Source organism: Halorubrum ezzemoulense (assembly GCF_004126515.1).
Taxonomy (GTDB): Archaea; Halobacteriota; Halobacteria; order Halobacteriales; family Haloferacaceae; genus Halorubrum; species Halorubrum ezzemoulense.
Genome location: NZ_CP034940.1, coordinates 2,179,618 through 2,205,754 on the forward strand (window position 1 = coordinate 2,179,618; position 26,137 = coordinate 2,205,754).

At 70.9% G+C, this 26,137-nt stretch carries 26 protein-coding genes; 9 read left to right on the top strand and 17 right to left on the bottom strand.

Annotated elements, in window-relative coordinates; translation table 11 throughout:
* Positions 1-113: 113 nt before the first annotated feature.
* Positions 114-1,355 (top strand): CaiB/BaiF CoA transferase family protein, encoded by a 1,242-nt coding sequence (locus EO776_RS10960; RefSeq protein WP_094520858.1) that lies wholly within the window; start codon positions 114-116, stop codon positions 1,353-1,355.
* A 113-nt stretch (positions 1,356-1,468) separates the two neighbouring features.
* Here the strand turns inward: EO776_RS10960 and aceA are convergent, their stop codons facing one another.
* From aceA to EO776_RS10975, 3 genes are read right to left on the bottom strand one after another with little or no spacing between them, the layout of a single operon-like run.
* Entirely contained in the window at positions 1,469-2,506 is a 1,038-nt protein-coding gene (gene aceA, locus EO776_RS10965; protein ID WP_086216767.1) for an isocitrate lyase, read from the bottom strand.
* Between the two features lie 4 nt (positions 2,507-2,510).
* Positions 2,511-2,723: a hypothetical protein gene (locus EO776_RS10970; RefSeq protein WP_049931563.1), complete on the bottom strand. Its 213-nt coding sequence runs from the start codon at positions 2,721-2,723 to the stop codon at positions 2,511-2,513.
* Complete coding sequence (locus tag EO776_RS10975) at positions 2,720-3,052, bottom strand: hypothetical protein (protein WP_094520857.1); 333 nt, start codon at positions 3,050-3,052, stop codon at positions 2,720-2,722. Before EO776_RS10975 ends, EO776_RS10970 begins: the two co-directional genes overlap by 4 nt.
* Before the next feature lie 352 nt (positions 3,053-3,404).
* Here EO776_RS10975 and thiL point away from each other — a divergent pair, with 352 nt between their 5' ends.
* On the top strand, positions 3,405-4,316 hold the full coding sequence (gene thiL / locus EO776_RS10980) for a thiamine-phosphate kinase (RefSeq protein WP_094520856.1): 912 nt from the start codon (positions 3,405-3,407) through the stop codon (positions 4,314-4,316).
* Between the two features lie 314 nt (positions 4,317-4,630).
* On the opposite strand, the gene EO776_RS10985 is transcribed toward thiL, so the two are convergent.
* From EO776_RS10985 to nadA, 6 genes are all read right to left on the bottom strand, one after another.
* Positions 4,631-5,773 (bottom strand): thiolase family protein, encoded by a 1,143-nt coding sequence (locus tag EO776_RS10985; RefSeq protein ID WP_086216589.1) that lies wholly within the window; start codon positions 5,771-5,773, stop codon positions 4,631-4,633.
* 63 nt (positions 5,774-5,836) lie between these two features.
* Positions 5,837-7,360: a 2,3-bisphosphoglycerate-independent phosphoglycerate mutase gene (gpmI, locus tag EO776_RS10990; RefSeq protein ID WP_094579775.1), complete on the bottom strand. Its 1,524-nt coding sequence runs from the start codon at positions 7,358-7,360 to the stop codon at positions 5,837-5,839.
* A 122-nt stretch (positions 7,361-7,482) separates the two neighbouring features.
* Positions 7,483-8,436 (bottom strand): HFX_2341 family transcriptional regulator, encoded by a 954-nt coding sequence (locus EO776_RS10995; RefSeq protein ID WP_049931568.1) that lies wholly within the window; start codon positions 8,434-8,436, stop codon positions 7,483-7,485.
* A gap of 109 nt (positions 8,437-8,545) precedes the next feature.
* Positions 8,546-9,370, bottom strand: coding sequence for a carboxylating nicotinate-nucleotide diphosphorylase (nadC, locus tag EO776_RS11000; RefSeq protein ID WP_094519848.1), 825 nt, complete (start codon positions 9,368-9,370; stop codon positions 8,546-8,548).
* Entirely contained in the window at positions 9,370-10,917 is a 1,548-nt protein-coding gene (locus tag EO776_RS11005; RefSeq protein WP_094519847.1) for an L-aspartate oxidase, read from the bottom strand. Before EO776_RS11005 ends, nadC begins: the two co-directional genes overlap by 1 nt.
* A gap of 1 nt (position 10,918) precedes the next feature.
* Complete coding sequence (gene nadA / locus EO776_RS11010; protein ID WP_094519846.1) at positions 10,919-12,049, bottom strand: quinolinate synthase NadA; 1,131 nt, start codon at positions 12,047-12,049, stop codon at positions 10,919-10,921.
* Positions 12,050-12,390: 341 nt separating this feature from the next.
* On the opposite strand from nadA, the gene EO776_RS11015 reads away from it, so the two are divergent.
* Positions 12,391-13,698, top strand: a complete 1,308-nt coding sequence (locus tag EO776_RS11015; RefSeq protein ID WP_086220271.1) for an acetamidase/formamidase family protein — start codon at positions 12,391-12,393, stop codon at positions 13,696-13,698.
* Positions 13,699-13,853: 155 nt separating this feature from the next.
* On the opposite strand, the gene EO776_RS11020 is transcribed toward EO776_RS11015, so the two are convergent.
* The gene (locus tag EO776_RS11020; protein ID WP_094519845.1) at positions 13,854-14,840 is read right to left on the bottom strand and encodes a M48 family metallopeptidase; all 987 of its coding nucleotides are present in this window, start codon (positions 14,838-14,840) and stop codon (positions 13,854-13,856) included.
* 169 nt (positions 14,841-15,009) lie between these two features.
* Between EO776_RS11020 and EO776_RS11025 the strand changes: the two genes are divergently transcribed.
* Positions 15,010-16,089, top strand: a complete 1,080-nt coding sequence (locus tag EO776_RS11025) for an aminopeptidase (RefSeq protein ID WP_049931574.1) — start codon at positions 15,010-15,012, stop codon at positions 16,087-16,089.
* A 39-nt stretch (positions 16,090-16,128) separates the two neighbouring features.
* Here the strand turns inward: EO776_RS11025 and EO776_RS11030 are convergent, their stop codons facing one another.
* Positions 16,129-16,521, bottom strand: a complete 393-nt coding sequence (locus tag EO776_RS11030; RefSeq protein WP_049931575.1) for a hypothetical protein — start codon at positions 16,519-16,521, stop codon at positions 16,129-16,131.
* A gap of 111 nt (positions 16,522-16,632) precedes the next feature.
* On the opposite strand from EO776_RS11030, the gene EO776_RS11035 reads away from it, so the two are divergent.
* Positions 16,633-16,917: an amphi-Trp domain-containing protein gene (locus EO776_RS11035; RefSeq protein ID WP_049931576.1), complete on the top strand. Its 285-nt coding sequence runs from the start codon at positions 16,633-16,635 to the stop codon at positions 16,915-16,917.
* A 113-nt stretch (positions 16,918-17,030) separates the two neighbouring features.
* Here EO776_RS11035 and EO776_RS11040 read toward each other — a convergent pair whose 3' ends face one another.
* A complete protein-coding gene (locus EO776_RS11040; RefSeq protein ID WP_049931577.1) occupies positions 17,031-17,588 on the bottom strand; it encodes a response regulator in 558 nt (185 codons plus the stop codon).
* 260 nt (positions 17,589-17,848) lie between these two features.
* Here EO776_RS11040 and pan2 point away from each other — a divergent pair, with 260 nt between their 5' ends.
* The 3 genes from pan2 to EO776_RS11055 all read left to right on the top strand — a co-directional run bounded on the left by pan2 (position 17,849) and on the right by EO776_RS11055 (position 20,526).
* Positions 17,849-19,072, top strand: coding sequence for a proteasome-activating nucleotidase Pan2 (pan2, locus tag EO776_RS11045; RefSeq protein ID WP_049931578.1), 1,224 nt, complete (start codon positions 17,849-17,851; stop codon positions 19,070-19,072).
* 439 nt (positions 19,073-19,511) lie between these two features.
* A complete protein-coding gene (locus tag EO776_RS11050) occupies positions 19,512-20,057 on the top strand; it encodes a pyruvoyl-dependent arginine decarboxylase (RefSeq protein WP_049931579.1) in 546 nt (181 codons plus the stop codon).
* 91 nt (positions 20,058-20,148) lie between these two features.
* Positions 20,149-20,526: a DUF5811 family protein gene (locus EO776_RS11055; RefSeq protein WP_006628157.1), complete on the top strand. Its 378-nt coding sequence runs from the start codon at positions 20,149-20,151 to the stop codon at positions 20,524-20,526.
* A gap of 29 nt (positions 20,527-20,555) precedes the next feature.
* Here EO776_RS11055 and EO776_RS11060 read toward each other — a convergent pair whose 3' ends face one another.
* The 3 genes from EO776_RS11060 to EO776_RS11070 form a co-directional block, all read right to left on the bottom strand.
* Positions 20,556-21,464: a M14 family metallopeptidase gene (locus tag EO776_RS11060; protein WP_049931580.1), complete on the bottom strand. Its 909-nt coding sequence runs from the start codon at positions 21,462-21,464 to the stop codon at positions 20,556-20,558.
* A gap of 56 nt (positions 21,465-21,520) precedes the next feature.
* Positions 21,521-23,092: a lipopolysaccharide biosynthesis protein gene (locus EO776_RS11065; protein WP_094519844.1), complete on the bottom strand. Its 1,572-nt coding sequence runs from the start codon at positions 23,090-23,092 to the stop codon at positions 21,521-21,523.
* Between the two features lie 91 nt (positions 23,093-23,183).
* A complete protein-coding gene (locus tag EO776_RS11070) occupies positions 23,184-24,170 on the bottom strand; it encodes an aldo/keto reductase (RefSeq protein ID WP_086220072.1) in 987 nt (328 codons plus the stop codon).
* Positions 24,171-24,261: 91 nt separating this feature from the next.
* On the opposite strand from EO776_RS11070, the gene EO776_RS11075 reads away from it, so the two are divergent.
* Positions 24,262-24,489: a hypothetical protein gene (locus tag EO776_RS11075; protein WP_233127177.1), complete on the top strand. Its 228-nt coding sequence runs from the start codon at positions 24,262-24,264 to the stop codon at positions 24,487-24,489.
* On the opposite strand, the gene EO776_RS11080 is transcribed toward EO776_RS11075, so the two are convergent.
* Together EO776_RS11080 and EO776_RS11085 are read right to left on the bottom strand one after the other, a co-directional pair.
* Positions 24,449-24,871 (bottom strand): hypothetical protein, encoded by a 423-nt coding sequence (locus tag EO776_RS11080; RefSeq protein ID WP_086220071.1) that lies wholly within the window; start codon positions 24,869-24,871, stop codon positions 24,449-24,451. The two genes, EO776_RS11075 and EO776_RS11080, sit on opposite strands and share 41 nt — an antisense overlap.
* A 66-nt stretch (positions 24,872-24,937) precedes the next feature.
* On the bottom strand, positions 24,938-26,020 hold the full coding sequence (locus EO776_RS11085) for a pyridoxal-phosphate-dependent aminotransferase family protein (RefSeq protein WP_094519843.1): 1,083 nt from the start codon (positions 26,018-26,020) through the stop codon (positions 24,938-24,940).
* Between the last annotated feature and the right edge of the window lie 117 nt (positions 26,021-26,137).

Here is a 26,137-nt window from a genome sequence, read left to right on the forward strand (position 1 = left end):
TCCTCGCCGGCCCCGGGTTTCCGTCCGCGACGCCGCCGCAACACTCAGTACCCCCGGGACTGACCCGGGACACATGAACCGAATTCGGCGACGGTCCGCGGGGGTGAACGCGCGTGGTCGGTGAGGCGCGCGATCCCGACGGCGACACCGGACCGCTGGACGGCGTCACCGTGCTGGACCTCTCTCGCGTGCTCGTCGGCCCGTTCTGTACCATGCAGCTCGGCGACCTCGGCGCCGAAGTGCTCAAGATCGAGCGGCCCGGACAGGGCGACCAGACGCGGACATGGGTCCCGCCGGCGTTCGGCGAGGGCGAGGGCGAAGAGAGCGCCTACTACGTCAGCGTTAACCGGAACAAGCGGTCGATCCAGTTGGACCTGACGACCGAGTCGGGGCGCGCGGTCGCGCGGGACCTCGCCCGCGAGGCCGACGTGCTCGTCGAGAACTTCCGGGTCGGTAAGACCGCCGAGTGGGGCCTCGACTACGGCGACCTCGTCGACGAGAACCCCGGGCTGATCTACTGCGGCATTTCCGGCTACGGCGAGTGGGGCCCCGACCGCGACAAGCCCGCCTACGACATCATGATGCAGGCGCGGGGCGGGTTCATGTCGTTCACGGGCGTCGAGGACGGCCCGCCGGTCCGGATCGGCGTCGCGCTCGCCGACGTCGGCGCGGGGATGTACGCGACGCAGGCGATCCTCGCGGCCCTCCTCGAGCGCGAACTCGGCGACGGCCGCGGCCAGAAGATCGACGTGAGCCTGCTGGACGGGCAGGCCGCCTGGACCAGCTACATGGCGACGAACTACTTCGCCAGCGGCGAGCCGCCGGGACGGATGGGGAGCAAACACCCGAACATCGTCCCGTATCAGGCGTTCGAGACGAGCGACGGGTACGTCGTCGTCGCCTGCTCGTCGGACCCGTTCTGGCCGCCGCTGTGCCGCGCGATCGACCGCCCGGACCTGCTCGCGGACGAGCGGTTCGAGACCAACGAGGGCCGCGTCCGCTACCGGGAGGAGCTCGACCGCGAGCTGAGCGAGACGTTCGCGTCCATGACGACCGCCGAGGCGACCGCGGTCCTGGAGGAACACGACGTGCCCGCGAGCCGCGTCCGCGACGTGAGCGAGGTGTTCGCCGACCCCCAAATCGAGGCGCGCGGGATGGTCGCCGAGGCGGAACACCCGACCGCGGGCACCGTCACGTTCCCCGGCTCGCCCATGCACTTCTCCCGGACGCCGACGACTGTCCGGCGCCACCCGCCGGCGCTCGGCGAACACACGGAGTCAGTTCTCGACGAGTACGGCTACGGCGACGGCGACATCGCGGAGCTGAAAGAACGGGGAGCGATTCCGGACGGCTGACGGCGACGGGACGCTCGGTGGTCGGGTTCCGTCGAGCGCTCCGCCGTCGGTCGCCGTCGAGCGCTCCGCCGTCGGTCGCCGCCGAGCGCTCGGTCACCGGTTTTCCCGGGCGCTCAGTCGTCGTTTTCGGCCGTGATCGGGTCGCTCTCGTCTTCGGTGAACCCCGCCGACTCCTCCTGCCGCTCGCGGGCCTCGGGATCGAACTCGGCCTCGATGTCCTGATACCGCGGGACGAAGGAGAGCTCGTGGTGACTCTCCGTCTCGTGGCCGATGTACCGCTCTTCGAGGTCGAACTGCGCCTCCTCGTCGTTCTGCGCGATGTTCTCGAAGTCCTCGTAGGCCGCGTGGGCGCCCGAGTGGAGACCGTACAGCGTGATGAAGATGTACTGGTAGCCCAGGTCGCCGAGCTCCTCGAAGGTGAGCGGGTCCTCCTCGGCGCCCCACTCGAACGAGGAGGAGTAGTTGAAGGCCAGATCGAGGTCGGGGTGGGTCTCGTGGATCGTCTCGGCGTACTCGACCGCGTCCTCGCGGGACGGGTCGGGCATCTCGGGCCAGACGAGGTCGACGCCGGCGTCGGCGTAGATTCGGCCGCGTTCGAGGTGCTCCTCCCAGTCGCCGTTGGCGGAGCCGTACGCGTCGGTGCGGGCGATGATGACGGTATCCTCGCTCTGCTTGGCGTCGACGGCGGCCTCGAAGCGCGAGCGGGCCTGCTCGCGGGAGACGATCTGCTTGCCGGCGATGTGGCCGCAGCGCTTCGGCGAGGTCTGGTCCTCGATGTGGACGGCGGCGACGCCGGCCTTCTCGTACTCGCGGACCGCGCGCCGGACGTTGTGGACGCCGCCGTAGCCGGTGTCGCAGTCGGCGATGACGGGGAGGTTCGTCGCCTCGACCATGCGCTTCGCGTTCTCGACCATCTCGGACATGGTGACCATCTCCAGGTCGGGGAAGCCGAACTGGCCGAGGACGGTCGAGTAGCCGCTCATGTAGGCCGCGTCGAGGCCCGCCATCTCCGCGAGGCGGGCGTCGAGGGCGTGGTAGATCCCCGGCGCGAACGTGTACTCCTGCTCCTCGAACAGCTCGCGGAGCCGGCGGCCGGCCGGGTTGTCGATATCTCTGGTGAAGACGTCGTCGTCGAGTTCGTTGGGATTCATCGGGTTACTGCGTGGTGTCGTCGTCTGCGGTGTGGTTCGGCGCGGTGCGCCGGCCTGATCGGCGTTTGTCGGCGGGGCGAGCGGTCGGCGCGAACGTCGTCGGGTCCGGGCGCGGTCCGTCGCCGGTCCCCGCCATTGGGACGGTGCTGCGGGACGCGTCCTCGCCGGTCGACCGGGCCGAGCGCTCGCGGGAGCGGCGCGTCGCGTTCGCCGTCATCGCGAACCCCCGTCGGTCCGCGTCCGCGAGGCGGGACGCAGGTCGGGGACCATGGGCGCGTCGCGCTCGTCGTCGGTCGGCGGACGGGTCGGGCGACGGGTGTCGGCCCGGGGCGGCGAGCCGGGCGAGCGCGTCCCCGTGGTCCGGCGCGTCGTGATCGTCGGGACCAGCGGCGCGCCGGCCTCCTCGGTGGGCGGGATGCGGCCGGGGATCGGCTGCGGAGAAGCAGTCCGGTCGGAGCGCTCCGCGGGCTCCGAGCCGGTCGTGCGGTCGGTCGTGCGATCGGTGCGTCGAGTCGTGTCGTCGGGCGTGTCGTCAGGTGTCGTCATCGGGTCGTGTGGGGGGTTGCGGCGGTCGTCTGGTGATCGGGTCGGTGCCTCGGGTCGTTGCGTGTCCGCGTACGGATACTGCCATTGCGACCGGAGCAAATCGGAGGAAGCCAATAAACATAATGATTGATAATGATAATATTCGTTATGTTGTTTTATTCGGTTAAATGTTCCATGACAACACGGCCCATACAAACGAAGACATCCGGGGCTGCGCGCCCCTCGCCGCCGGTGACAGCGTCCACAACACTGTCGGTGACGCCGCCGAGCGACATCGACGGCGTCGGACCGGGCCAGACCGAGCCGGGCCGGACCGATCGCTTATTGACCCCGCCGCGCGGAGCGTAGGGTAGTGAACGAGCGCGACGCTCTCCGGGCTCTCGCGGCCGACCTCCCGCACGCGGGCGACGACGCCGCCGTCGTCGACGGAACGGTCATCACGACGGACATGCTCCACGAGCGGACCGACTTCCCGGCCGGCACAACGCGGTACACAGCCGGCTGGCGCGCAGTCGGCGCGTCGCTGTCGGACGTGGCGGCGATGGGCGCGACCGCCCGGGCCGCGGTCGCCGTCTACGCCGACGAGGCGTTCGACCGCGACGAGCTGACCCGGTTCGTCGCGGGCGCGGTCAACGTCTGCGAGGCGGTCGACGCCGAGTACGTCGGCGGCGACCTCGATGAACACGTCGAGTTCACGACCGCGACCACCGCGGTCGGCGGGATCACCGACGCCGGGGCCGTCACGCGTGACGGGGCGCGACCGGGCGACGCGCTCTGCGTCACCGGCGAGTGGGGCCGGTCCGCAGCGGCGCTGCGGATTTTCAAAAACGACGGCGAGGGCGAGACCGAGCGCGCCAACGAGCTGTTCCGGTTCACGCCGCGCGTGGCCGACGGGCTGGCGCTGGCATCGCACGCGACCGCGATGATGGACTCCTCGGACGGGCTGGCGCGGTCGTGTCACCAGCTGGCCGAGGCGAGCGAGGTCGGGATCGAGATCGAGCGGGACGCGGTTCCGGTTCACCCCGCGGTCGAGGGGGTTGCGGAGGGGTCGACGGAGCGGTTCGAACTCGCGGCGCACTTCGGCGAGGACTTCGAGTTGGTCTGTGCGGTACCGGAAGCGGAGGTTGATGCGGTCGAAGAGTCGTGTCCCGCCGGGCTCACGCGGATCGGGACGGTGGTCGAGGAGCCCGAAGAAGGAGGGTCGCGCGTCCTCGCCGACGGCGAGCCCCTGCCCGACCGCGGCTTCACGCACGGAGACGGATAGGTCACCGAGGTCCCAGTGGTTCGCTTATAAATGAGCGCCCGCAGAGCGGCGGCGAACACCGCCGAAGCCCCGGCCGCCCGACCGTCCAAGAGTCGAACTTATAAACGACTGATCCACGCGAACACCGCCTCGCGACCGCCCCTTCGAGTCCCACCCCGCCCCGCACAGCCCGCACCTCGCGCCTCCCCAGCCTCGTCAGTCGCCTCCGCTTCGCTCCGGCGACTGACTCCCTCGCGCGGTGCTGTCTCGCGGCCGCCGATGACGGCCGCTCGTCGGCACGCGCCACCGCAGAAGATTTTCGAGGTCTGCGTCGCCTATCGCAGGAACTCGATCGCGGCGCCCTGCCCGAAGCCGACGCAAAGCGTCGCGAGCCCGCGGTCGGCGTCCTGTTTTTGCATCTCGTGGAGCAGCGTCACGGGGAGGCGCGCGCCCGAGGCGCCGAGCGGGTGGCCGATGGCGATGGCCCCGCCGTTGACGTTGTACTGGTCCTCGTCGATGCCGAGCTCGCGCCGCGAGTACTCGCACTGGGAGGCGAACGCTTCGTTGAGTTCGACGAGGTCGTAGTCGTCGATGTCCGTGCCCGCGCGGTCGAGCAGGCTCCGGGTGGCGGGCACCGGGCCGATCCCCATCACGGTGGGGTCGACGCCGGCGACCGCGTTCGTGCCGACCTCGGCGAGCACGTCGAGCCCGTGCTCCTCCGCGAACGCCCTGCTCGTGACGACGGTCAGCGACGCGCCGTCAGAGATCTGCGAGGAGTTCCCCGCGGTGACGCTGCCGTCGCCGGTGAAGGCGGGCGGCAGGTCGGCGAGCTTCTCGGCGGTCGTGTCCGGGCGGATCCCCTCGTCCGCCTCGACGAGCCCGTCGTCCGTCTCGACGGGGACGATCTCGTCGTCGAAGCGGCCCGACTCGGTCGCCTCGGCGGCGCGCTGGTGGCTACGGGCGGCGTACTCGTCTTGGGCCTCGCGGCTCACCTCGTACTCCTCGGCGACCTTCTCTGCGGTCATCCCCATCTGGAGCTGGAAGATGTTGTACTGTTCAGACAGCTCCGGGTGGAGGTGTTCGTAGGAGTCGCCGTCCATCGGGACGCGGCTCATGTTCTCGACCCCGCCCGCGATGATACACTCGCGGTTCCCGGCGGCGATGGCGTCCGACGCCGAGATGATCGCCTGCATCGAGGAGGCGCACCAGCGGTTGATCGAGGTGGCGGGCACCGACTCACCCAGCTCCGAGAGGAGGGCGATGACGCGCGCGACGTTGTTGTCCTGCTCGGTGCGCTGCTGTGCGACCCCCCACATCAGGTCGTCGACGTGGTCGCTCGTCAGCCCCGTCTCGTCGAGCGCATGGTCGATGAGCGTCGTCGAGAGGTCCTCGCTGCGGACGTCCTCGTAGACGCCGCCGTCTTTCCCCTGCGGTGTTCGGTAGGCGGCCGCGATCACGGGCGTGGTCTCGTCTGTCATGAACGATCACAAGCCCGACGACGTATTAAAACGCCGTGGAACGAGCGAGAATCGATCCGAAGTTTATCGTTTACGCTCCAGCAGGCTCTCGCCGGTCATCTCATCGGGGCGGTCGCGCTCCATCAGGTCGAGCAGCGTCGGGGCGATGTCGCACAGCGACCCGGCCTCGCGGACCCGCTTCGCGCCGTCGTCGCCGTCGGGCGTCAGGTAGACGAACGGGACCGGGTTGTACGTGTGGGCGGTGTGGGGGTCGTCCGCGGTACCCATGTCGTCGGCGTTGCCGTGGTCCGCGGTGACGACCGCGTGCGCGCCGGCGTCGGCGACCGCGGAGAGCAGGCGGTCGAGCTGGGCGTCGACGGCCTCGACCGCCTCGACGGCCGCCTCGAAGTCGCCGGTGTGGCCAACCATGTCGGGGTTCGCGTAGTTCAACACGAGCAGGTCGGGGTCGTCCGACGCGATGGTCTCGACGGCCTCGTCGGTCACCTCGGGCGCGGACATCTCCGGTTGCTGATCGTACGTCGGCACGTCCGGGCTCTCGACGATCGTCCGGATCTCGCCCGGGAACTCCACCTCTCGGCCGCCGTTGAGGAAGTAGGTGACGTGAGGGTACTTCTCCGACTCCGCGATCCGGAGCTGCGTGCCGCCGGCGTCCGCGACGACCTCGCCGATCGTGTTCGCGGGGATCTCCGGCGGGAACGCAACCGGGAACTCAAACGTCTCGTCGTACTCGGTCATCGTCGTCATGCGGACCTCGGGCTGGCCGAGGTCGAACTCCCACTCGGGCCGCGTGTCGGTCAGCATCCGGACCAGCTGTCGGGCGCGGTCGGCGCGGAAGTTGAAGAATATCACCGCGTCGCCGTCGGCGAGGGCGGGCTCGTCGGCGACGAGCGTCGGCTCGACAAACTCGTCCGTCTCCCCGCGGGCGTGTGCCTCTCGGGCGGCCGCAACCGCGCTCTCGGCCTCGTTCGGGGCCTCGCGACCGACGATGGCGTCGTACGCCTTCTTCGTCCGCCCCCAGTTCTCGTCGCGGTCCATCGCGTGGTAGCGCCCCGTCACGGTCGCGACGTGACCGGTGCCGCGCTCGTCGGCCTTCGCGGTCACGTCGGCGAGGAACTCGTCGGCGATCTCCGGGGCCGTGTCGCGGCCGTCGGTGAACGCGTGGCTCGTGGCGGGCACGCCCGCGTCGGCCGCGGCGTCGATCAGCGCGAGCAGGTGTTCCACGTCCGAGTGGACGCCGCCGTCGGAGACGAGCCCCATGAAGTGGACGCGGCCGCCGGTCGAGTCCGCGTGGTCGAGCGCGGCCGCGACCGCGTCGTTGTCCGAGAGCGACCCCTCCCCCAGCGCGTCCGTGATCCGGGTGTACGCCTGCTTGACCACCCGCCCCGCGCCGATGTTGAGGTGGCCGACCTCGGAGTTGCCCATCTGTCCCTCCGGGAGCCCAACGCGCCGCCCGTGAACCACGAGGCGGCCGTCGGCCCCGCGCTCCGTCGCCGCGTCGAACGTCGGCGTGTCGGCCGCCTTCACGGCGTCGCGGCGGTCGTGGTCGCCGAGCCCCCAGCCGTCGAGGATAACGAGTGCCGTCTCCATACCGCAGCGTGCCGCCCGGAGGGTAACTACCCTTCGATGGGCGGCATCTCGCTCGCCGCCGCTCGCGTCACGTCCCGGTCGTTCGCTCCGCGTCCCGAGCGTTTACCTCATGTCCCAGCTGTTCACGCCACGTCCCGATCCTCGTCGGCGTGCGAGCGGACCCACAGCTCCCCGATCCGCGAGAGGCTCGTCCGGTAGGACTTCCCGTGCTCCTCGCGTTCGATGTACCCCTTCCCGCCGGGACCGAGCCGGTCGACGTTGTAGATCACCTTCGAGCGGAACGAGTCCGTGTACTCCTCGTTGAGCTCGGCCGCGAGCGTCTCCGCCAGCTCGGAGACGGACTCGAACTCGCCGTGCTCGCCGAGCGTGAACAGCACCAGCTCCTCGAACGGCTTGACGTTCTGGAAGGAGGCGACCGGCAGCTCGATCACGTGGCGGTCGCCGATCCGCTTCGCGCCGATGGTGGTGCCGCGCTCGTCGAACTCCGCGAGGAGGTCCGTGGTGCTCGCGAGCCGATCGGCGACGCGGTCGGGATCGACGCCCGCGTCCGCGAGCGCGTCGGCGTCGCTCCCCTGGTCGAGGTCGCGCAGGAGGTCGCGGGTCGCGCGGAGTTCCTCCGCCAACTCGGTTTCGAGGTACTTCTCGGGGGCGGTGTAGTAGGTGTGGATGCGGTCGCGGTCCGCCTGCCGCTCGACCATTATCGAGTGGGCCGCGGTCGCGAACGCGAAGGAGACGGGCCGGGGCATCGAACAGAGGTTCACCCACACCTCGCGCTCGTCGGACTCGTCGACTCCCTCCTCGCGATCGAGTTCAGCGTTGATCAGGTCGAAGGCGCGCTCGAAGGCGGCGTCGTAGTCGTACACGTCGTCCAACTGCTCGCGGACCGTCTCCGCGCCGAGCAGGTTCTGGAAGTCCTGTTCCAGTTTGCGCGCGATGTTGCGCGAGTACTCGACGTTGGCCTCGCTGCCGACCGTCCCCTCCAAGAGGATCACCCGGTCGACGTCGAACTGGTCCCGGATGAGGGGGGCGATCATCCGGTCGTAGTCGAACCCGACGGGCACGACGTGGGTCTGCATACCCTGACCGTGGGTGTGGGATTCATAAAAACCACCAGATCACTCCGCGACGCGAGCGGTCGCGAACGGAGCCGACCTCGCCGCCGGCGCCCGTCTCGCCGCCGGCGAGCTACCCGTCGCTTCCCGTCCGGAACGACAGGTCGAGCGCCGGCGCGGAGTGGGTGAGCCCGCCCATCGAGATCACGTCCACCCCGGTCGCGGCGTAGTCCGGGACGGTCTCGACCGTGATCCCGCCCGACGCTTCGGTCAGCGCGTCTCCGTCCGCGGCGGCCACGCGCTCAGCCGCCGCCGTCGTCTCCGAGGGCGCCATGTTGTCGAGTAGGACGACGTCGGCGCCGACCGCGGCGGCGCGCGCGGCGGCGTCCGGGCCCTCGACCTCGACCTCGACGCCCGTCGCGAAGGAGGCGCGCTCGCGGAAGCGCTCGATCGCCTCCGTCAGCCCCAGCTCCGCGACGTGGTTGTCCTTGACCATGACCATGTGCGAGAGGTCAAGGCGGTGGGTGTCGCCGCCGGCGGCCGCGACGGCGCGCTTCTCGACGCCGCGGAGCCCGGGCGTTGTCTTGCGGGTCGCCGCGACCCGAACGTCGTCGTCGACCTCGCGGGCGGCCGCGACCGCGGCGTCGGTCCGCGTCGCCACTCCCGAGGCGTGGGCCGCGACGTTCACGGCGACGCGCTCGCCGCGGAGGACCGCCTGTGCCGGTCCCGCGACCCGCAGCAGCGCGTCGCCGGGCTCGACCGCGGTCCCGTCCGCGACGCGCTCGGTCACGGTCGCGTCGAGGTAGTCGAACACGGCGCTCGCGGCGTCGACGCCGGCCGCGACGCCGGACTCTTTCGCGACGAGCCGGCCGCTCGTCTCGCCCGGCACGTCGTTCGTCACGTCGTGGTGCCCCACGTCCTCGCGGAGCCAGCGCTCCACGTCGGCGTCGGTGAGCATCAGTCGTCGGCCGCCGGCCCGGGTTCGGCGGGCTCGGCGTCGTCCGCGACGTAGTGCGTCCCGACGCTCTCGTCGTTCGCCAGCGCCTGTCGCGTCACCAACAGCGCCGTCACGGTCGCGTTGCGGAGCTCGTACAGCGAGCGCGAGGTCCGCGTCCGGACGTAGGCGTCGACCTCGCCCTTGAGCCGCCGCAGGACGTTGAGCGCCCGTCGGAGGTCGGCGGGGTCGCGCTCGATCCCGACGTGCTCTCCCATCACTCGGCGGAGTCGGCGGAACTTCTCGCGGGCGAACGCTGACGGGAGGTCGGGGTCGCGGTCCAGTAGGTCCGGGGGCGCGACCCGCTCTGGGTCCGCCGGCGCCCCGTCGGAACCTGCCGTCTCGGCCGCGTCGGCGCCCGCCCGGAGCCCCCAGACGAGCCCTTCGAGGAGGCTCGTGGAGGCGAGCCGGTTCGCGCCGTGGACGCCGGTCCGCGCGCACTCGCCGACGGCGTAGAGCCGGTCGAGGGTCGTCCGCCCGCGGTCGTCGACGGCGACGCCGCCGCAGAGGAAGTGTTCGGCGGGCGCGACGGGGATTCCGTCGGTCGGGTCGACGCCCCGGTCGTCGCACTTGTCGGCGAGGCCGGGGAACTCGCCCGCGAAGTCGAGCGGCCCCACGTCGAGGCGAACCTCGCCCGTGGCGTCGCGCTCGGCGGCCACGGCCCGCGAGACCACGTCGCGCGGCGCGAGTTCGGCGTCCTCGTGGTACTCCGGCATGAACCGCTCGCCGTCGCCGTTGCGCAGCAGCGCGCCCTCGCCGCGGACCGCCTCGCTGACCAGGAACCCCTCCTCGTCCGGGCCCGCGTCGTACGCCGTCGGGTGGAACTGGACGAACTCCATGTCGGTCACGTCGGCGCCCGCGAGCGCGGCCATCGCGACCCCGTCGCCGGTGGCGCCGCGCGGGTTCGTCGAGCGCGGGAACAGGTCGCCGACTCCGCCGGTCGCGAGCACGGTCGCGTTCGCGTACATCGGGACGCGACCGTCGTCCGACGCCACGACGGCCCCGTGGACCCGCCCCTCGCGCGTGATCAACTCCAGCGCGGCCGCGTCGCCGACGACCTCGACGCCGTCGCGTCCGTCGAGGTGGTTCAACAGCGGGACGTGGACGTGCTCGCCCGTCGCCGCGCCCACGTGGAGGATCCGGTCCTCGCTGTGGGCGGCCTCGCGGCCGTAGTCGAACGCGTCGGCGCCCGCCTCGCGGTCGAACTCGACGCCGAGCGTGTCGACGAGCACGTCCCGGACGGCGCCGTCGGCGTTCTCGACGAGCACGTCGACCGCGTCCGGGTCGGCCGTCCCGTCCGAGGCCGCCAGCACGTCGCGCTTGAACCGCTCCGGTCGGTCGCGGGCGACGGCGATCCCGCCCTGCGCCCACCACGACGCGGCGTCCGCGGGGCGCGTGGCCTTCGTCGCCACCGTCACTTCGCGCCCCTCGCGCGCTGCGGCGAGCGCGGCCGTCAGGCCGGCGATCCCCGAGCCGACGACCAGCACGTCTGCGGTCTCGTGGCCCGTCATCTCACACCTCCAGCATGCGGTCGAGCGCGACGCGCGCGAGCTCCTTCTCCTCGGGCGCGACCTCGACGACGTTGCGCTCGCGCCCGGCGGCCAGCTCTTCGAGCACCCACGCGAGGTAGTTCGGGTCGATCTGGCGCATCGCGTTACAGTCCATACACGCCTCGCCGCACAGCGGGACGACGTTCACCTCCGGGTGCCACCGCTGGAGGTGGCGGGTCAGGTGGACCTCGGTGCCGATCGCCCACGTCTCGCCGGGGTCGGCCTCGGCGACGGTCTCGCGGATCGTCGCGGTGGAGCCGACCACGTCCGCCGCCTCGACGACCTCCCGGCGGCACTCGGGGTGGACGACGACTCGCGCGTCCTCGTGGTCCACCCGGACCTGCTCGACGTGTGACGGGCTGAACCGCTCGTGAACCTGACAGTAGCCGTCCCAGAGGATCACGTCGTTGTCGACGACCGCCGCCGCGTCGGCGGAGGCGGCGTCCCACGGGTCCCACTCGGCGATCTCCTCTTCGAGCCCGAGCCGGTGGGCGGTGTTCTCCCCCAGGTGCTTGTCGGGGAGGAACAGCACTTTGTCGCCCTCGTCGAGGGCGTACTCGAAGGCGCGGTGGGCGTTCGAGGAGGTACACACCAAGCCGCCGTGCTCGGCGCAGAACGCCTTGAGGTCGGCGTAGCTGTTCATGTAGGTGACCGGTACGACGTCCGCGTCGGTCGCGGCCGTCAGCTCCGCCCAGGCCGCGTCGACCTGGAGCGCCTCGGCCATCCCCGCCATCGGGCACGACGCCTCCATGCTCGGGAGGACGACCGTCTGGTCGTCGTCGGTGATGATGTCGGCGGACTCGGCCATGAACGTGACCCCGCCGAAGACGACGTACTCCGCGTCGGCCGCGGCGGCCTCCTTGCTCAGCTGGTAGGAGTCGCCGACGAAGTCCGCGTGCTCGACGATCTCGCGTCGCTGGTAGTTGTGGCCGAGGATTACCACGTCGTCGCCGAGCGCGTCCAGCGCCCCCTCGATCCGTCGCGTTCGCTCGGCCTCGTCGAAGTCGCGGTATTCAGGCGGAAGCTGTTCGAGATTATCGTACTTGAAGAGACTGAGTTCGGTATCGAACTCAGCGGTTTCCATTGCTGGCATAGTGTATTTTCGTCGCGTACTTTCTCACATACTCGTATAGTGAAAAGATTTTGTCTTCAATAATCTTGTTCGACTGATTACAAGCTCTTTGAGTTCGTTCAGGTGCGCTATTTTCAAACAGATCGGGCGGTCTCGCCAGCGATCTCGGGAGCGCGGGCCGGTGACCACTCCCCGGGGGCCGCGAGCCCGACAGACCCCGAGTGCGGTAGGAGCTCCCCGCCGCGGGCGATCCGCCGAGCGAGCGCGCCTCGTGATTCCCGGGATTCGCGGCCCTCGGGATTCGCCGCGCGAGTGCCGCCTCCCTTACGGTTATGACGTGTCATACCGTACCACTATACGGTATGGCGCAAACAGAGGTCAAAGAGGAACTGTACGTCGACCAGTACACGCTCGGCCTCGTCGGGCCCGACCAGGAGTGGGCCGGGACGGTCGCCGACGGCGGCCGGGTGACGACGTACACGCCGCCGGGCTGTTGGGGGCCGATGGTGACGCCGTCGTTCCGCGGCGGCCACGAGGTGACGCGCCCGATCCGCGTCGAGGGCGCCGAGGTCGGCGACGCGGTCGCGATCCACATCCGCGACGTGGAGGTGACGAGCATGGCGACCAGCACGGGCTCGATGGCGGAGCGGGACGAGGCGTTCGGCGACGACCCCTTCGTCGACCACCGCTGTCCCGAGTGCGGGACGACGTGGCCCGACTCCGTCGTCGAGGGCACCGGCGAGGACGCGATCCGCTGCGCGGAGTGCGGCGCCAACGCCTCCTCGTTCGGCTTCGAGTACGGGTACACCGTCGCGTTCGACCACGAGAACGCGGTCGGGATCACCCTCGACAAGGACGGGGCCCACGAGCTCGCGACCGACGCGGAGCGCGTGATGGACATTCCCGAGAACGCCCGCCAACACCCGATCCTGCTGTACGAGCCGGACGGGATGCCCGGAACGCTGGGTCGCCTCCGCCCGTTCATCGGGAACATCGGCACCACGCCGCCGGTCACCATGCCCGACTCGCACAACGCCGGCGACTTCGGGCAGAACCTGATCGGCGCCGACCACGACTACGGCGTCGAGACAGAGGACGACCTCGACCTGCGCACCGACGGCCACATGGACGTGCCCGAGGTCCGCGCGGGCGCCACGCTGATCTGCCCCGTCGTCGTCGACGGCGGCGGGGTCTACGTCGGCGACCTCCACGCGAACCAGGGTGACGGCGAGCTCTCCCTCCATACCACCGACGTGAGCGGGACCGTCACGATGGACGTGGAGGTGATCGAGGACGTCGACCTCGACGGCCCCGTCCTCCTGCCGAACGAGGAGGACCTCCCCTTCATCAGCGCGCCCTACAGCGACGAGGAGATCGAGGCGGGCGACGACCTCGGAGACGAACACGGCGTCGACATCGACACCGACGCCGCCCCGATACAGGTGATCGGCTCGGGCGCGACCGCCAACGACGCCACGCAGAACGCCTTCGACCGCGCCGGGACGCTGCTCGGCATGAGCGAGGGCGAGGTCCGCGCCCGATGTACGTTCACTGGGGGCGTCCAGATCGGCCGGCTGCCGGGCGTCGTCCAGCTCGACATGCTCGTGCCCGCGGACGTGCTGGAGGAGTCCGGCCTCGGCGACGTGACGCGCGAACAGTACGGGCTGTAAGTCGGAGCGTCCGTCGCCGCGGTCGATCGCCTCGCTATTGCTGCCGGCGGACCGACGGCACGCACCGGCAGAGCCCCGGTCGCTCGCCGATAGGTGACTGCTGGCCGAGCGGTGACGACCACCGCAATATCCTCCGGCCTCGTGTCCCACGCCTCTCACCGCCGCGCCCGCCCGCGCCCGGCGGTCGTCCGCGACGGCCCCGCCGGGATCCGGCGCGTCGGCCCCTGTGCCTCCGCCCTCTCTCGCAGGCGCTCGACGCGCTCGTCGGTCGACGGGTGCGTCGATAGCCAGCGCTCGGCCGCCCCGTCGGTCCGCTTGTGCGTCGAGAACGGGGCGAACGACCACGTCGGATCGGTCGCGCGCTCGATCCGGCGGAGCGCCCGCGCGAGCGCCACCGGGTCGCCGGTCACCTCGGCCGCGCGGTCGTCGGCCGCGAACTCCCGCTTGCGCGACCGCGAGCGAGCGACGAGCGTCGCGAGGACGAATCCGGCGAACAGCGCGCCCGCGAGCGCCCGGTGGAGCCGCGCGAAGGGGCCGGACCGGTCGCCCGGTCGCCCGCGGATCCACGCCGACGCGGCGGCGAGCCCCGACAGCGCGAGCAGCGCCGGGAGGGCCACCACGGTGGCGATCCCGACCAGCGAGCGCCCGATCCCGTCGGCCATCGCGATCGCGAAGCCGTCGTTCCCCTCCAAGTGCGCCAGCTCGTGCGCGAAGATTGCCTCGATCTCGCGGGGGGCGAGCAGCCGGAACAGTGACCGGTCGATCACCAGCGCGCCGCCGTCCGCCCCGCCCCCGACCGCGAACGCGTTCGGCGCGCGCGCGTCGGTGACGTACAGCTTCGGGCGCGCGACGTCCATCCGCGCCGCGAGCGAGTCGACCCGGCGGTGGAGGTCCGGCGCCCGCTCCCGGGGGACGCGGTCCCCCTCCAGGTTCGCGAGGATCTGCGCGGTACCGAGCCGGTAGCTGAGGTACGCCGACCCGAGCGCGGCGGCCGCCAGCAGCGCGAGGAGGACCGGGAGCTCAGGGCGGGCGGCCCAGACCGCGCGCAGCAGGTCGGCGACGAACAGCGCCGCGGTCAGGTAGACGGCGAGCAGGGCGACGCCGACGACCGCCGCGGCCGCGCGGAACGCGAGCCGAGACATGGCCGGAGCTACGCGACGGCGGGGCAAACGCGTTGCGGCCGGGGCGGTCGCGGCGGTCGCCGGCGCCGCGTCGCGACGGCTCGCCGCCCGCGCTCTCGGCGTCCCGACCTCACCCACCCGCCACGCCGGAAGGAAAAGCGGTAATTCCCCGGCGGCGAAACCGGCTGTCATGGACGCACGCGTCCGCGAGCACGCCGAGATAATCGCCGACCACGCCACCGGCATCGAGTCGGGCGACGACGTGGTCATCCAGATGCCCAAGGAGGCCGAGGACCTCGCCGTCGCGCTCCACGAGGTCTGCGGCGACCGCGGGGCGAACCCGATCTACCTCAACTACTCGAAGCGCGCCCAGCGCGCCTTCAAGCGCTCCTCGGAGGAGTTCACCGAGCCGAGTCACCGCCGGGCGCTCTACGAGGAGGCCGACGTGTTCGTCATCGCGCGCGGCGGCGCGAACGCCACCGAGGACGCCGACATCGACCCCGAGACCAACGCCGCGTACAACCGCGCGATGGAGGACGTCAAGCGGACCCGCCTCTCGAAGACGTGGTGTCTCACGCAGTACCCGACCGCGAGCCACGCCCAGCTCGCCGGGATGAGCACCGAGGCGTACGAGAACTTCGTGTGGGACGCCGTCTCGCTCGACTGGGACGAACAGCGCGAGTTCCAGTCGAACATGGTCGAGATCCTGGACGAGGCCGACGAGGTTCGGATCGTGTCCGGCGAGGAGACCGACCTCACGCTCGACGTGTCGGGGAACTCCACGCTCAACGACTACGGCGAGGCGAACCTCCCCGGCGGCGAGGTGTTCACCGCGCCGACGCGCGACGGCGTCGACGGCGAGGTCCACTTCGACCTGCCCCTCTACCGCTACGGCCGCGAGATCGACGGGGTCCGGCTCCGGTTCGAGGACGGCGAGGTCGTCTCCCACTCCGCCGAGCGCAACGAGGATCTCCTCTCCGGCATCCTCGACACCGACGAGGGCTCGCGTCGCCTCGGCGAGCTCGGCATCGGGATGAACCGCCAGATCGACCGGTTCACCTACAACATGCTGTTCGACGAGAAGATGGGCGACACGGTCCACATGGCGGTCGGGTCGGCTTACCCGGAGACGGTCGGCGAGGAGAACGCGGTCAACGAGTCCGCCGAACACGTCGACATGATCGTCGACATGAGCGAGGACTCGGTTATCGAGGTCGACGGCGAGGTCGTCCAGCGGAACGGGACGTTCGTCTTCGAGGACGGGTTCTGAGGCGGCCGGCGTATCGAGCGCCGTCGCCGCGCGCGCCGCTCACGCCGACTCGGCGGCTCGCTCCGCGCTCCGGCGACCGAACGCCGCGTACGCGACGAGGAGGACGCCGAACAGCCCGACGGTGCCGAGCGCGGCGGGGACCGGGTAGTCGGCGAGCGGCGCGATCTCCCCCTCAGGCGTCCCGAACACGTCGACGACGCCGGTACCAACCGACAGCGCGAGCACGGCGAGCCACATCGTTCCGACGGCGTACCCGAGCGGGACCAGTCGGTCCGTGCGTGCCGCGTGCGCGACGACCGCGCCGCCGCCGAGGACCGGGAGCGCGACGAGCGGGCCGGTCGGGTCGGGGAGAAGAACGCTCCCGCCGAGCGCGATCGCCGTCCAGTAGACGACGACGGCGACGGCCCTGCGGAGCGGGTCGGGGACGGACATGGCGTGAGCGTTCGGGCGGGTGGCACAAAACGGTCCGGGGCGTCCCGCCGCCCGCGCGTTCCCGCGGACACCGCGGCGACATTTATATCGCGAGGACGCGTACGGACCGGTATGCCCGAGGAAGTCATCTTCGAGTCCGAGAGCCGGCGGAGCCGCGAGGAGATTGCCGCGTACCTGCGGACGGTCGCGGACTCGCTCGACGACGGGAGCGCGATCACGCTCAGACGCGGCGAGGAGTCGACGACGCTGGACCCGCCCGCGAGACCGACCTTCGAGGTGAAGGCGGAGCGCGAGGGGGCCGCGGAAGGGCCGGGCGAGCTGAGCGTCGAGTTCGAGCTGGAGTGGGACGAGAACGGCGGCGAGGAGAGCGCGGACGGTGAGCTAGAGATCGAGTAGTCGGACTGTTCCGGGGTCGGCGACGAGAAGGGCGCGTCTCGTTCGCCCCGGCAGTCCCCCGTTCGCCGTCGACCGCCCGCCGTTCGTATATCGACCGCGTCGCGCGTGTCGCGCTACGGGACTTCGCCGGGGACCTCGACGAACGCGTCGCGTGCGGAGAGGTGATCGAGCGTGTCGTCGACCTCGACGCGGACCGACTCCATCCGGTCGAGGAGTTCCTCGTACTCGTCGGAGTTCGTCGTGCCCGCGGCCTCCAGCGCCGCCTTCTTGGAGGCGAGCGCGAAGAACTCCTGACTGCGCTCGTCGAACGCGGCGCGGTGGAGCAGCACCTCGACGAGCGTGACCAAGTCCTCCTTGGTCACCGGCTTCGTCTTGTAGTCGTCGAACGGCATCTCGACGATGTCGACGTCCGGCTCGACGGCGGTCAGCATCGCCACGCGGGCGTCGTACCCCTCGTCGCGGATCGCGTCTAACACCTCATGGCCCGACATGTCGGGCATCCGTCGGTCTAGGAGGACCACGTCAACCGCGTCGTCCATCGCGTCGAGCGCCTCCTCGCCGCCGGTCGCGATCCGAACGTCGTAGGACGGGTCGAGGTACACCCGATACAGTTCCGCGAGGTCCGGCTCGTCGTCGACCGCGAGGACGGTCGCGTCCGGATCGCCCGTCATTGGCGGGACCTCCCGGTCCGTCCCTCGCGGTTCGCGAGCGCCGGACCGGCGCGTCTACCCGCCGTTCGTGCGTCCATGAGCGGATGTTATCTCACCTCCGTCTAAAACGTTGACTCCCAATTATCGTATTTGATACCGCAGGAGGCTGAGGGCGTTCACCCCCGCTCCGGGGGCCCGGCGGTCGCGCTCGTCTCGCCGATCCAACGGTCTCTCCGTGACCCAAAGGCACATTTACGCCCGCATCCTATTCCGGATAACGAATGTCTCACAGCCCGTCACTCCCCGACCGCCCGCGGTTGGAGCTCGACCCCGAGATGAGCGACGCGGAGCGGCTGGAGGCGATCCGCCAGCACTACCGGCGGATCGTTCAGGTGAACGATGAACTGGAAGATCGGCTCGCCGACGCAGAAGGGCGCCGCGGCGAGCTGAAGGACGACGTCGAGCAGCTGAAACGCGAGAACGAGGTCCTGAAGACCTCCTCGCTGTACATCGCCTCCGTCGAAGAGATCACCGACGACGGCGTCGTGATCAAACAGCACGGCAACAACCAGGAGGTCCTCACGCAGGCCGCGACGCGGCTCGACGAGGACCTCCGTCCCGGCGACCGCGTCGCGATCAACGACTCGTTCGCGGTCCAGCAGGTGCTCGACGACGAGACCGACTCCCGGGCGCAGGCGATGGAGGTCACCGAGTCCCCGGAGGTCGAGTACGCCGACATCGGCGGCATCGACGACCAGATCCGGGAGGTTCGCGAGGCCGTCGAGGACCCCCTCGAGAACCCCGAGCAGTTCGAGACGGTGGGCGTCGAACCCCCGAGCGGCGTCCTGCTCCACGGCCCGCCGGGCACCGGGAAGACGATGCTCGCGAAGGCGGTCGCCAACGAGTCCGACGCGACGTTCATCAAGATGGCCGGCTCCGAGCTCGTCCGGAAGTTCATCGGCGAGGGCGCGCGGCTCGTCCGCGACCTCTTCGAGCTCGCCGCCGAGCGCGAGCCCGCCGTCATCTTCATCGACGAGATCGACGCGGTCGCCGCCAAGCGGACGGACTCGAAGACCTCGGGCGACGCCGAGGTCCAGCGCACGATGATGCAGCTGCTCTCCGAGATGGACGGCTTCGACGACCGCGGCGAGGTCCGGATCATGGCCGCGACCAACCGCTTCGACATGCTCGACGAGGCGATCCTGCGTCCCGGCCGTTTCGACCGCCTCATCGAGGTGCCCGAGCCCGGTCCGGAGGGCCGCGAGCGCATCCTCGAAATCCACACCGCGGACATGAACGTCGCCGACGGCGTCGATCTCGGCGTCGTCGCCCGCGACCTCGACGGGTACAGCGGCGCGGACATCGCCTCGCTGGCGACCGAGGCCGGGATGTTTGCCATTCGCGACGGCCGCACCGAGGTGACGCAGGCGGACTTCGAGCAGGCCCGCGATAAGCTTCAGGACGCGGATACAGAGGACGAGCAGGTCATCAACTACCAGTACTGAGGCGACTGCGACTACGTGATTGAAGTTCGGTTTTTGCGAGGTGCTGTTGCGCCCGTTTCTTCGGCTGAAATTCCAGCGGTTCGTTTATAAATAGTTGACTGTGGATCGGCGGCGACCACCGCCAAAGCCCCAGCCGTGAGGCGGGCGCACGCTCGTTGCGCTCCTCGCTCGTTGCGCTCCGCTCACTCGCTGCGGTGCTTACATCGCCTGCGCCCGCCTCACGGCTGCCCCTTTGAGTCCCGCCCGCACCGCGCAGCACCGCACCTCACGCCTCCCCAACCTCGTCGCTCGCTGCGCTCGCGACTCCCTCGCGCGTGCTGCTCGCGGCCTACCGGCCGCTCGCAGGCACGCGCCACCGCCTTTTTAATGATTTTTATACTCTCCGCGCCGGCGGGCGGGTTCGTAACCCCTTACCGCGCTCGCCGCCGATTCGCCGGTAATGAACACCATCCACGTCGCCGGCGGCGTCGGCGTCGCCGACACGGCGATGGCCTCCTACGACGCCGCGCTCGCGGACGCGAACCTCCACAACTACAACCTCGTGGCGGTCTCCTCGGTCGTCCCCGCCGAGGCGACCGTCGAAGCGGTGTCGGAGGCGCCGGATCTGGGTCCCGCTGGAAACCGGCTCACGGTCGTCGAGGCGCGCCGGACGATCGGTCCCGGGGACGAGGTCGACTTCCGCGAGGGCGGTCGCGCGGGCGCCGAGGGCGCCGAGTCGAAGCGCGCGCCCCGCCGACATCCCGACGCGGTCGCGGGGCTGGGCTGGGCGACCGGCCCGGGACCGGGACTCTTCTACGAGGTGACGGGGGAAGATCCCGAGGGCGTCCGCGACCGGATCCACGCGGGGCTCGACGCCGGGGGCGACCTCCGCGACTGGGACCTCCCGGACCGCGAGACGCGCGTCGAGACGGTCGCCGCCGAGCCGGACCGGTACGCGACCGCGGTCGTGGTCGCGGCGTACGGCGAGTCCGAGCCCATCCTGTAGCCGGCGCGAGCGGTCCGGCGTCGGGTCGAAACCGCGGTCGCCGCCGCCGACGCCTTTTTGACTCGGCTCCGCGTACTTGTCGTGTCTTCGAATGAACGGCAACAACCCGTACGCCGGGGCACCGGGTGTGACGGACGCGGGCTCGCCCGCGGCCGTCGACCTCTCTCCGGACCAGGAACGGCAGCTCCGGCGCGCGGTCGCCGGAATCGTATCGCGCACGGAATCGTATCTGCCCGACAGCTACGCCGTCGGCTCCGAGCTGTCCGTCGGCGCGAACGGTCCGCAGGCGACGGTCGCCGTCAACCCCCCGGCCGGCCACCCCGTCTCGGCTGGCTTCACCCCCGACCCGGAGGACTTAGACGCCGGCATCGCCGAGTCCGACACCGACGAGGTCGCCCGCGGCCTCGCCGCCAGCGCGGCGGTTCAGGTGATGGACGCGGTCGGCGACATCACGCCGACCGCGAAGTGAGCTCCGGCTAACACGCAGTCCGACCGTTCTTACCGGTCCGCGCCGTTCCGCGCTCCGTCGCTTTCTCCCGTGCCCTCCGAGTCGTCGCGCGGGTACACCCGCAGGTCGCCCTCGCCCGGCGGCCTCAACGCGCCCGTGACGCGGCCGTACATGCCGAAGATGTCGTCGTACCCCTCCTCGCTCGCGAGGATCGGGACCAGCCCCGGCTCCTCGACGCGGTGGGTGTACACGTCGTCCTCCGCGAACACGGCGCCCTCCGGGATCGCCTCGAAGTTCGCGAAGTGGACGCGCGGCTCGCCGCCGCCCTTCGGCACCTCCTCGTCGCCTTTCACCACGACCGTCTCCGAGAACGTCGGCGGCTCGTCCGCGATCGCGCCGTGAACGCGGAGGAACGCTCGACACGCCTCGTGGCCGAACTCGACGGCCGCCTCGCTCCCCTGTCGGCCCACCTCGATCGAGACGGTGTGCGGGATCGTGGAGTCGAGCGTCGTCGACCGCAGGCCGCTCGCGTCGACGACGTGGTCGACCGGGAGCCCGGTGACGGTGCGGCGGACGGACTCCGTGAGGTCGCTGAAGATGGCGAACGGCGGCGGGGCGCTGTGGGAGGTGTGGAGCGCGAGCACGGCGTCGAACTCCTCCAACTCGGCGGCGAGCCGCGGCGCCAGCGCCCGCTCGTACTCGTCGCTGTCGGCGTCGCCCGGGAAGGCCCGGTTCAGGTCCGCGTCCGTGTAGCGCGTCTCGGCCGCGATCGCCGGTTCGTTGGCGAGTATCAGCCGGACGAGTCCGTCGGACTCCACGCGGTCGTCGTTCGGGTCGAGGGGTGGGAGTTCCTCGGCGAGCCGCTCCACTATCCGGACGCCGGCGGGCTCGTCGCCGTGGATTCCGCCGACGATCGCGACGCGGGCCGACCCCGCCGACCCGCGGTCGATCGTTTGCATACCGTGGGTACGACGCGGTCGGCCAATAAATCGTCGCGATCCGCGCGCGGGGATCCTCAGCGGTCGAACCGCTCCGCGATCGCGGCCCGGTACCGGCGCGCCAGCCGCCGCGCGACGAACCGGTCGCGGGGGTCCACGCCGAGGAGTCGGAGCGCGGCCGCGTACGCCGCGAGCCCGATCACGCTCCCCGCGAGGACCGCCGGGAGACCGGTCAGCAGCGCCCGGACCGCGAACATCGCGGCGGCCGCGACGCCGCCGGCCGCGAGCGGGGTGAGGAACGTCCGGTCGAACGGCCACAGCCCCTCGAAGCGGCGGAGGAGGACGACCTGGATCCCGTTCTGGACCGCGATGGCGAGCGACGTGCCGAGCGCGGCGCCGACGAGCCCGTAGCGGACGACGAACGCGTACGTCAGGCCGACGTTGAGGACCGCGAGCAGCCAGTCGAGCGCCATCCGCGCGTACTGGTGGTCCGTCATCATCAGCAGCCAACCGGTCGCGCCGACCGCGCTCCCGACGAAGACGCCGCCGAGGTAGACGACGAGCGGGAGGTACCCGGCGACGTACGCCTCGCCGAACAGGCCGAGTATCTCCCGGCCGTACACCACGAGCGCGGCGAGTATCGGGACGACGGCTGTGACGATCTGCCGCGTGACGGAGCCGTACACCTCGTTGAGCGTCGCCGTCCGGTCGTCCGCGTACAGCTCCGAGGCGACCGGCGGGAGCAGTTGGTTGAATGATAAGAGCGGGATCCACGCGACCGCGATCACCACGAGGACGACGTTGTACACGCCCGCCGCGGTCGCCGTCAGCAGCGCGCCGACGAGCAGCACGTCGACGCGGTTCTGGAACACCTTCCCGAGGCTGCTCATCGCGACGGGCGCGGCGTGGTCGTAGAAGCGGCGCGCCTCCGCGCGAGCACCGCGGAGCGTCGGGCGAACACCGGTGACGGACGCCGAGAGGGGGACGGCGGCCGCGGCCAGCAGTCCCGTCGCGGCGACGATGGCGCCGGCGACGCCGACGACCGAGTAGCCGAGCGCGAGCGCGCCGACGGCGCCGACCAGCCGGACGCCCGGGCGCAACAGCTTGTTGAACAGGACCTCGCCGCGGGCGGACCCCACCGCGCGGAAGAGCGCGGACGCGACCATCACGACCCCGAGCAGCCCGACGAGGCCGCCGAACGCGCGCATCGTTCCCGTGAACGCCGGCTCGGTGACGGTGCCGGCGTTTATCTCCGGCGCCGCGAGCCAGACGCCGACCGCGATCGCGACCCCGAACCCGATCGTCGTCCCGTACGCGAGACCGGCGACGGCGCCCTGCCGGCCCGCGTCGTCCGCGTACTCCGGGAGGTACCGCTGGATCGCGGGGACGCTGCCGAACGTCACGAGCCGGGAGCAGAGCTGAGCGATCCGCCACGCCAGCGCGTACACGCCGTAGGCGGTCGGGCCGAGCCCGCGGGTCAGCGCGAACTCGGCCGCCGCGATCAGCGCGCGCTGGCCGGCGACCCCGCCGGAGGTGAGCACGGCGCCGTGCGCGATCGTCTCTAACGCCTCGCGCTCGTCGTCGGGGATCTCGCCGCGCTCGCGCTCGTCGTCGGGCTCGGTCGCCGCCGCCTCGCGTTCGCTCTCCACGGTCGTCTCTGCCGATCCGGTCGCAGTCGCGCAAAAAAAGGGACGCGTTTCGCGGCCGGCCCGACCGGACTCGCGGTCCCGCGGCCGCGACCTACCAGCGCTGGTGGACGTGTTCGCGCACGTGTTCGTCGTACACCGCCGCCGCGGCCTCGCGCTCGGCGTCGGAGAGCGCGGCGGCCACGCTCGCGGCCGCGTTCGCCCGGATGTGGTCGGGGGTCGTCGAGCCCGGGATCGCGGTCGAGACGGCGTCGTGGTCGAGGATCCAGCGCAGCGCGAACTCCGAGAGCGGCCGGTCGTCCGGCAGGCGCTCGTCGAGCGCGTCGGCCGCGTCGAGGCCCGCCTCGAAGGGGACGCCGGCGAACGTCTCGCCCACGTCGAAGGCGTCGCCGTCGCGGTTGTAGTTCCGGTGGTCGTCCTCGGGGAACTCGTCGTCGCGGGAGAGCGCGCCCGTCAGCAGCCCCGAGGCGAGGGGCACCCGGCAGATCACGCCCACGTCGCGCGCGGCGGCCTCGTCGAGGAACAGCTCCGCGGGCCGCTGCCGGAACGGGTTGAAGACGATCTGGACGCTCTCGACGCCGGGATACTCGATCGCCTTCAGCCCCTCCTCGACGCGCTCGACGCTGACGCCGTAGGCGTCGATCCGACCTTCGGATTCGAGCGTCGCGAGCGCGTCGAACGTCTCCGGCCGGTAGTACACGTCCGTCGGCGGGCAGTGGAGTTGGACCAAGTCAAGCGTCTCGACGCCGAGGTTCTCCCGCGAGCGGTCGACGAACCGGCGGAGGTTCGCCTCCGTGTACCCGTCGGGCTCGTGGGGGTCGAGTCGGCGACCGGCCTTGGTCGCGACGGTCACGTCGCCGGCCGCGATCTCGTCGGCGAGCGTCTCGCCGAGGATCCGCTCAGAGCGACCGTCGCCGTACACGTCGGCGGTGTCGAAGAAGTCGATCCCGGCGTCGCGCGCAGTCTCGACCGCCGCGACCGCCTCGTCCTCCGTGACCTCGCCCCAGTCGCTCCCGATCTCCCACGCGCCGTAGCCGACCTCGCTGACCTCGCCGACATCGCCGAGTTCGCGGTGGTTCATACTGTCCGCTACTGATCGCGGCGGGGGCAAGGGCGTTCCGGAGGCGGCGAGGCCGCGACGTTCCATTCCACTGCTCACTTTTACCTGGAGCGTGGACGACACGAGAGACATGGCGAAGCTCGGGCTGGTAGTGAACGCGGTCGGTCTCCTGCTCAGCGCGGTCGGCACCCTCCTGCTGTACGCGCACGTGACCGACGAGTACCACTCGCACATTCAGGACATCGGGTCGATCGCGGTCGGCTACCTCGGCGTGATCCTGTTCGGGATGTCGGTGTCGCTCACCGGGATCGCGCTGTTGCTGCGGCGGTCCGCCGACTGAGGCCGCCTCCCTCGTGCGGGAACGGGAGGTGCGCCCGTCCCTGGTCCCACTCGGCGTTCATCACCCGCCAGCGGGGGTTGTCCCGCCACAGCGACAGTTCGTCGCGTTCGGCGAGCCGATGCGCCGTGGACTTGTCGTGGCCGTTCGCCCGGTAGAGGATCTCTCTGAGCTCATGATACAGGATGAACCGGTCGTACCTCGACCACTTCTCGGAGATCCAGACCTCGTTCCTCGGGATGCCTAGGTCGTCGGCCGCTGGCGGGTGGATCAGCTCCCCGTCGAGTTCGACGCGGTAACAGGCGTTGTACTTCGCGATCCTCTCGTGGGGGACGTGTTCGACCGTCCAGCCGTGCTCCCGGATCGCCTCGCGTGGTGACGGCATAACCGGATCGCCCGCCGCGTCTGAGATGAAGATATCGGCGGTTTGCGAGCCCGTCTCACCCCCCGTTCATAACACCGCCGCCAGCGCGTCCATCGTCTCGTCGACGCGCTCGACTCGCGCGTTGTGACCCATGTGGCCGACGCGGAGTACGTCTCCGGCGTCTTCGCCCAGTCCGGTCGCGAGAATCACGTCGTGCTCCTCGCGCAGCCGCTCCTGAAGCGCCTCGGCCCGACCGGGGACCTCGAAGGCGGTCACCGTCGGCGAACTGCGCTCCGGGTCGGGAACCGGCTCCAGTCCCAGCTCCGCGCCGCGCTCGCGGCACCGGGCCGCGGCCGCCTCGTGTCGCTCTCGGACCGCGTCGAGGCCCTCGTCCAGCAGCAGCCCGAGCGCCGCGTCGAGCGCGACGACCTCGGTCGTCAGGTGCGTGTACGGGAACCCGTCGCTCACGTCGCGGAACGGGAGGAAGTTCGCGTACAGCGAGTGCGGGTCCCGCTCCTCCATCGCGGCCCACGCGCGCTCGCTCACCGCGGCGGTCGCGAGCCCGGGCGGCGCGCTGAAGCACTTCTGTGAGGCCCCGAGGCACACGTCGATCCGGTCCGTCGGGACCGAGACGCCGCCGAGCGACGAGACGGCGTCGACGACCGTGAGGACCTCCGCGTCTGCGGCCTCGATCCGGTCGAGCGCCGCCGTAACGTCGTTGAGCGCGCCGGTCGGCGTCTCGCAGTGGACCATCGTCGCGATGTCGAAGTCGGCCTCGTCCCCCGCCAGCGCCTCGTCGAGCGCGTCGACCGGGAGCGGCTCGTCGTGGTCGGCGGCGACCAGGGTCGGGGTCCCTCCGTACGACTCCACGAAGTCGGCGAACCCCTCGCCGTAGAGCCCGTTCGACAGACACAGCACCTCTGTGCCGGGCTCGACGAGCGACGCGACCGCCGCCTCCAGCCCGAGGATCCCCTCGCCGCCGAGGGCGACGACATCGCGGGCGTCCCCTCCGGATGCGTCGGTGTCGACGCCGTAGACCCTCGCGAGCCGGTCGGTGAGCCGGTCGTATATCTCCCGGAACCGCGGGTCTACGTCGGGGTGTATCAGCTCGCGGGACATCGCGTCGCGCACGGGCTCTGGGACCGCGGTCGGCCCCGGCGTCATGAGCATACGTCCCGGTTTGACCGCCCGTATATAAACCGTCCGCGCGAAGCGCGACGGTCGGCGCCGCGGTCGAGCGATCGAGACGGTCGGGCGACGGAAACGGCCGGGCGACATACTCATATA

Excerpts from the sequence above, each read along its gene's own strand:
- EO776_RS10975 (WP_094520857.1), bottom strand. The coding sequence starts at position 3,052 with ATGACGACACCTGACGACACGCCCGACGACACGACTCGACGCACCGAT.
- EO776_RS10970 (WP_049931563.1), bottom strand. The coding sequence starts at position 2,723 with ATGACGGCGAACGCGACGCGCCGCTCCCGCGAGCGCTCGGCCCGGTCG.
- EO776_RS11050 (WP_049931579.1), top strand. The coding sequence starts at position 19,512 with ATGAACACCATCCACGTCGCCGGCGGCGTCGGCGTCGCCGACACGGCG.
- EO776_RS11080 (WP_086220071.1), bottom strand. The coding sequence starts at position 24,871 with ATGCCGTCACCACGCGAGGCGATCCGGGAGCACGGCTGGACGGTCGAA.
- nadC (WP_094519848.1), bottom strand. The coding sequence starts at position 9,370 with ATGCTCACCGACGCCGACGTGGAGCGCTGGCTCCGCGAGGACGTGGGG.
- EO776_RS11035 (WP_049931576.1), top strand. The coding sequence starts at position 16,633 with ATGCCCGAGGAAGTCATCTTCGAGTCCGAGAGCCGGCGGAGCCGCGAG.
- EO776_RS10985 (WP_086216589.1), bottom strand. The coding sequence starts at position 5,773 with ATGACAGACGAGACCACGCCCGTGATCGCGGCCGCCTACCGAACACCG.
- EO776_RS11025 (WP_049931574.1), top strand. The coding sequence starts at position 15,010 with ATGGACGCACGCGTCCGCGAGCACGCCGAGATAATCGCCGACCACGCC.
- gpmI (WP_094579775.1), bottom strand. The coding sequence starts at position 7,360 with ATGGAGACGGCACTCGTTATCCTCGACGGCTGGGGGCTCGGCGACCAC.
- EO776_RS11040 (WP_049931577.1), bottom strand. The coding sequence starts at position 17,588 with ATGACGGGCGATCCGGACGCGACCGTCCTCGCGGTCGACGACGAGCCG.
- EO776_RS11085 (WP_094519843.1), bottom strand. The coding sequence starts at position 26,020 with ATGCTCATGACGCCGGGGCCGACCGCGGTCCCAGAGCCCGTGCGCGAC.
- EO776_RS10995 (WP_049931568.1), bottom strand. The coding sequence starts at position 8,436 with ATGCAGACCCACGTCGTGCCCGTCGGGTTCGACTACGACCGGATGATC.
- EO776_RS11055 (WP_006628157.1), top strand. The coding sequence starts at position 20,149 with ATGAACGGCAACAACCCGTACGCCGGGGCACCGGGTGTGACGGACGCG.
- EO776_RS11060 (WP_049931580.1), bottom strand. The coding sequence starts at position 21,464 with ATGCAAACGATCGACCGCGGGTCGGCGGGGTCGGCCCGCGTCGCGATC.
- nadA (WP_094519846.1), bottom strand. The coding sequence starts at position 12,049 with ATGCCAGCAATGGAAACCGCTGAGTTCGATACCGAACTCAGTCTCTTC.
- aceA (WP_086216767.1), bottom strand. The coding sequence starts at position 2,506 with ATGAATCCCAACGAACTCGACGACGACGTCTTCACCAGAGATATCGAC.
- EO776_RS11015 (WP_086220271.1), top strand. The coding sequence starts at position 12,391 with ATGGCGCAAACAGAGGTCAAAGAGGAACTGTACGTCGACCAGTACACG.
- EO776_RS11030 (WP_049931575.1), bottom strand. The coding sequence starts at position 16,521 with ATGTCCGTCCCCGACCCGCTCCGCAGGGCCGTCGCCGTCGTCGTCTAC.
- EO776_RS11020 (WP_094519845.1), bottom strand. The coding sequence starts at position 14,840 with ATGTCTCGGCTCGCGTTCCGCGCGGCCGCGGCGGTCGTCGGCGTCGCC.
- EO776_RS11005 (WP_094519847.1), bottom strand. The coding sequence starts at position 10,917 with ATGACGGGCCACGAGACCGCAGACGTGCTGGTCGTCGGCTCGGGGATC.
- pan2 (WP_049931578.1), top strand. The coding sequence starts at position 17,849 with ATGTCTCACAGCCCGTCACTCCCCGACCGCCCGCGGTTGGAGCTCGAC.
- EO776_RS11070 (WP_086220072.1), bottom strand. The coding sequence starts at position 24,170 with ATGAACCACCGCGAACTCGGCGATGTCGGCGAGGTCAGCGAGGTCGGC.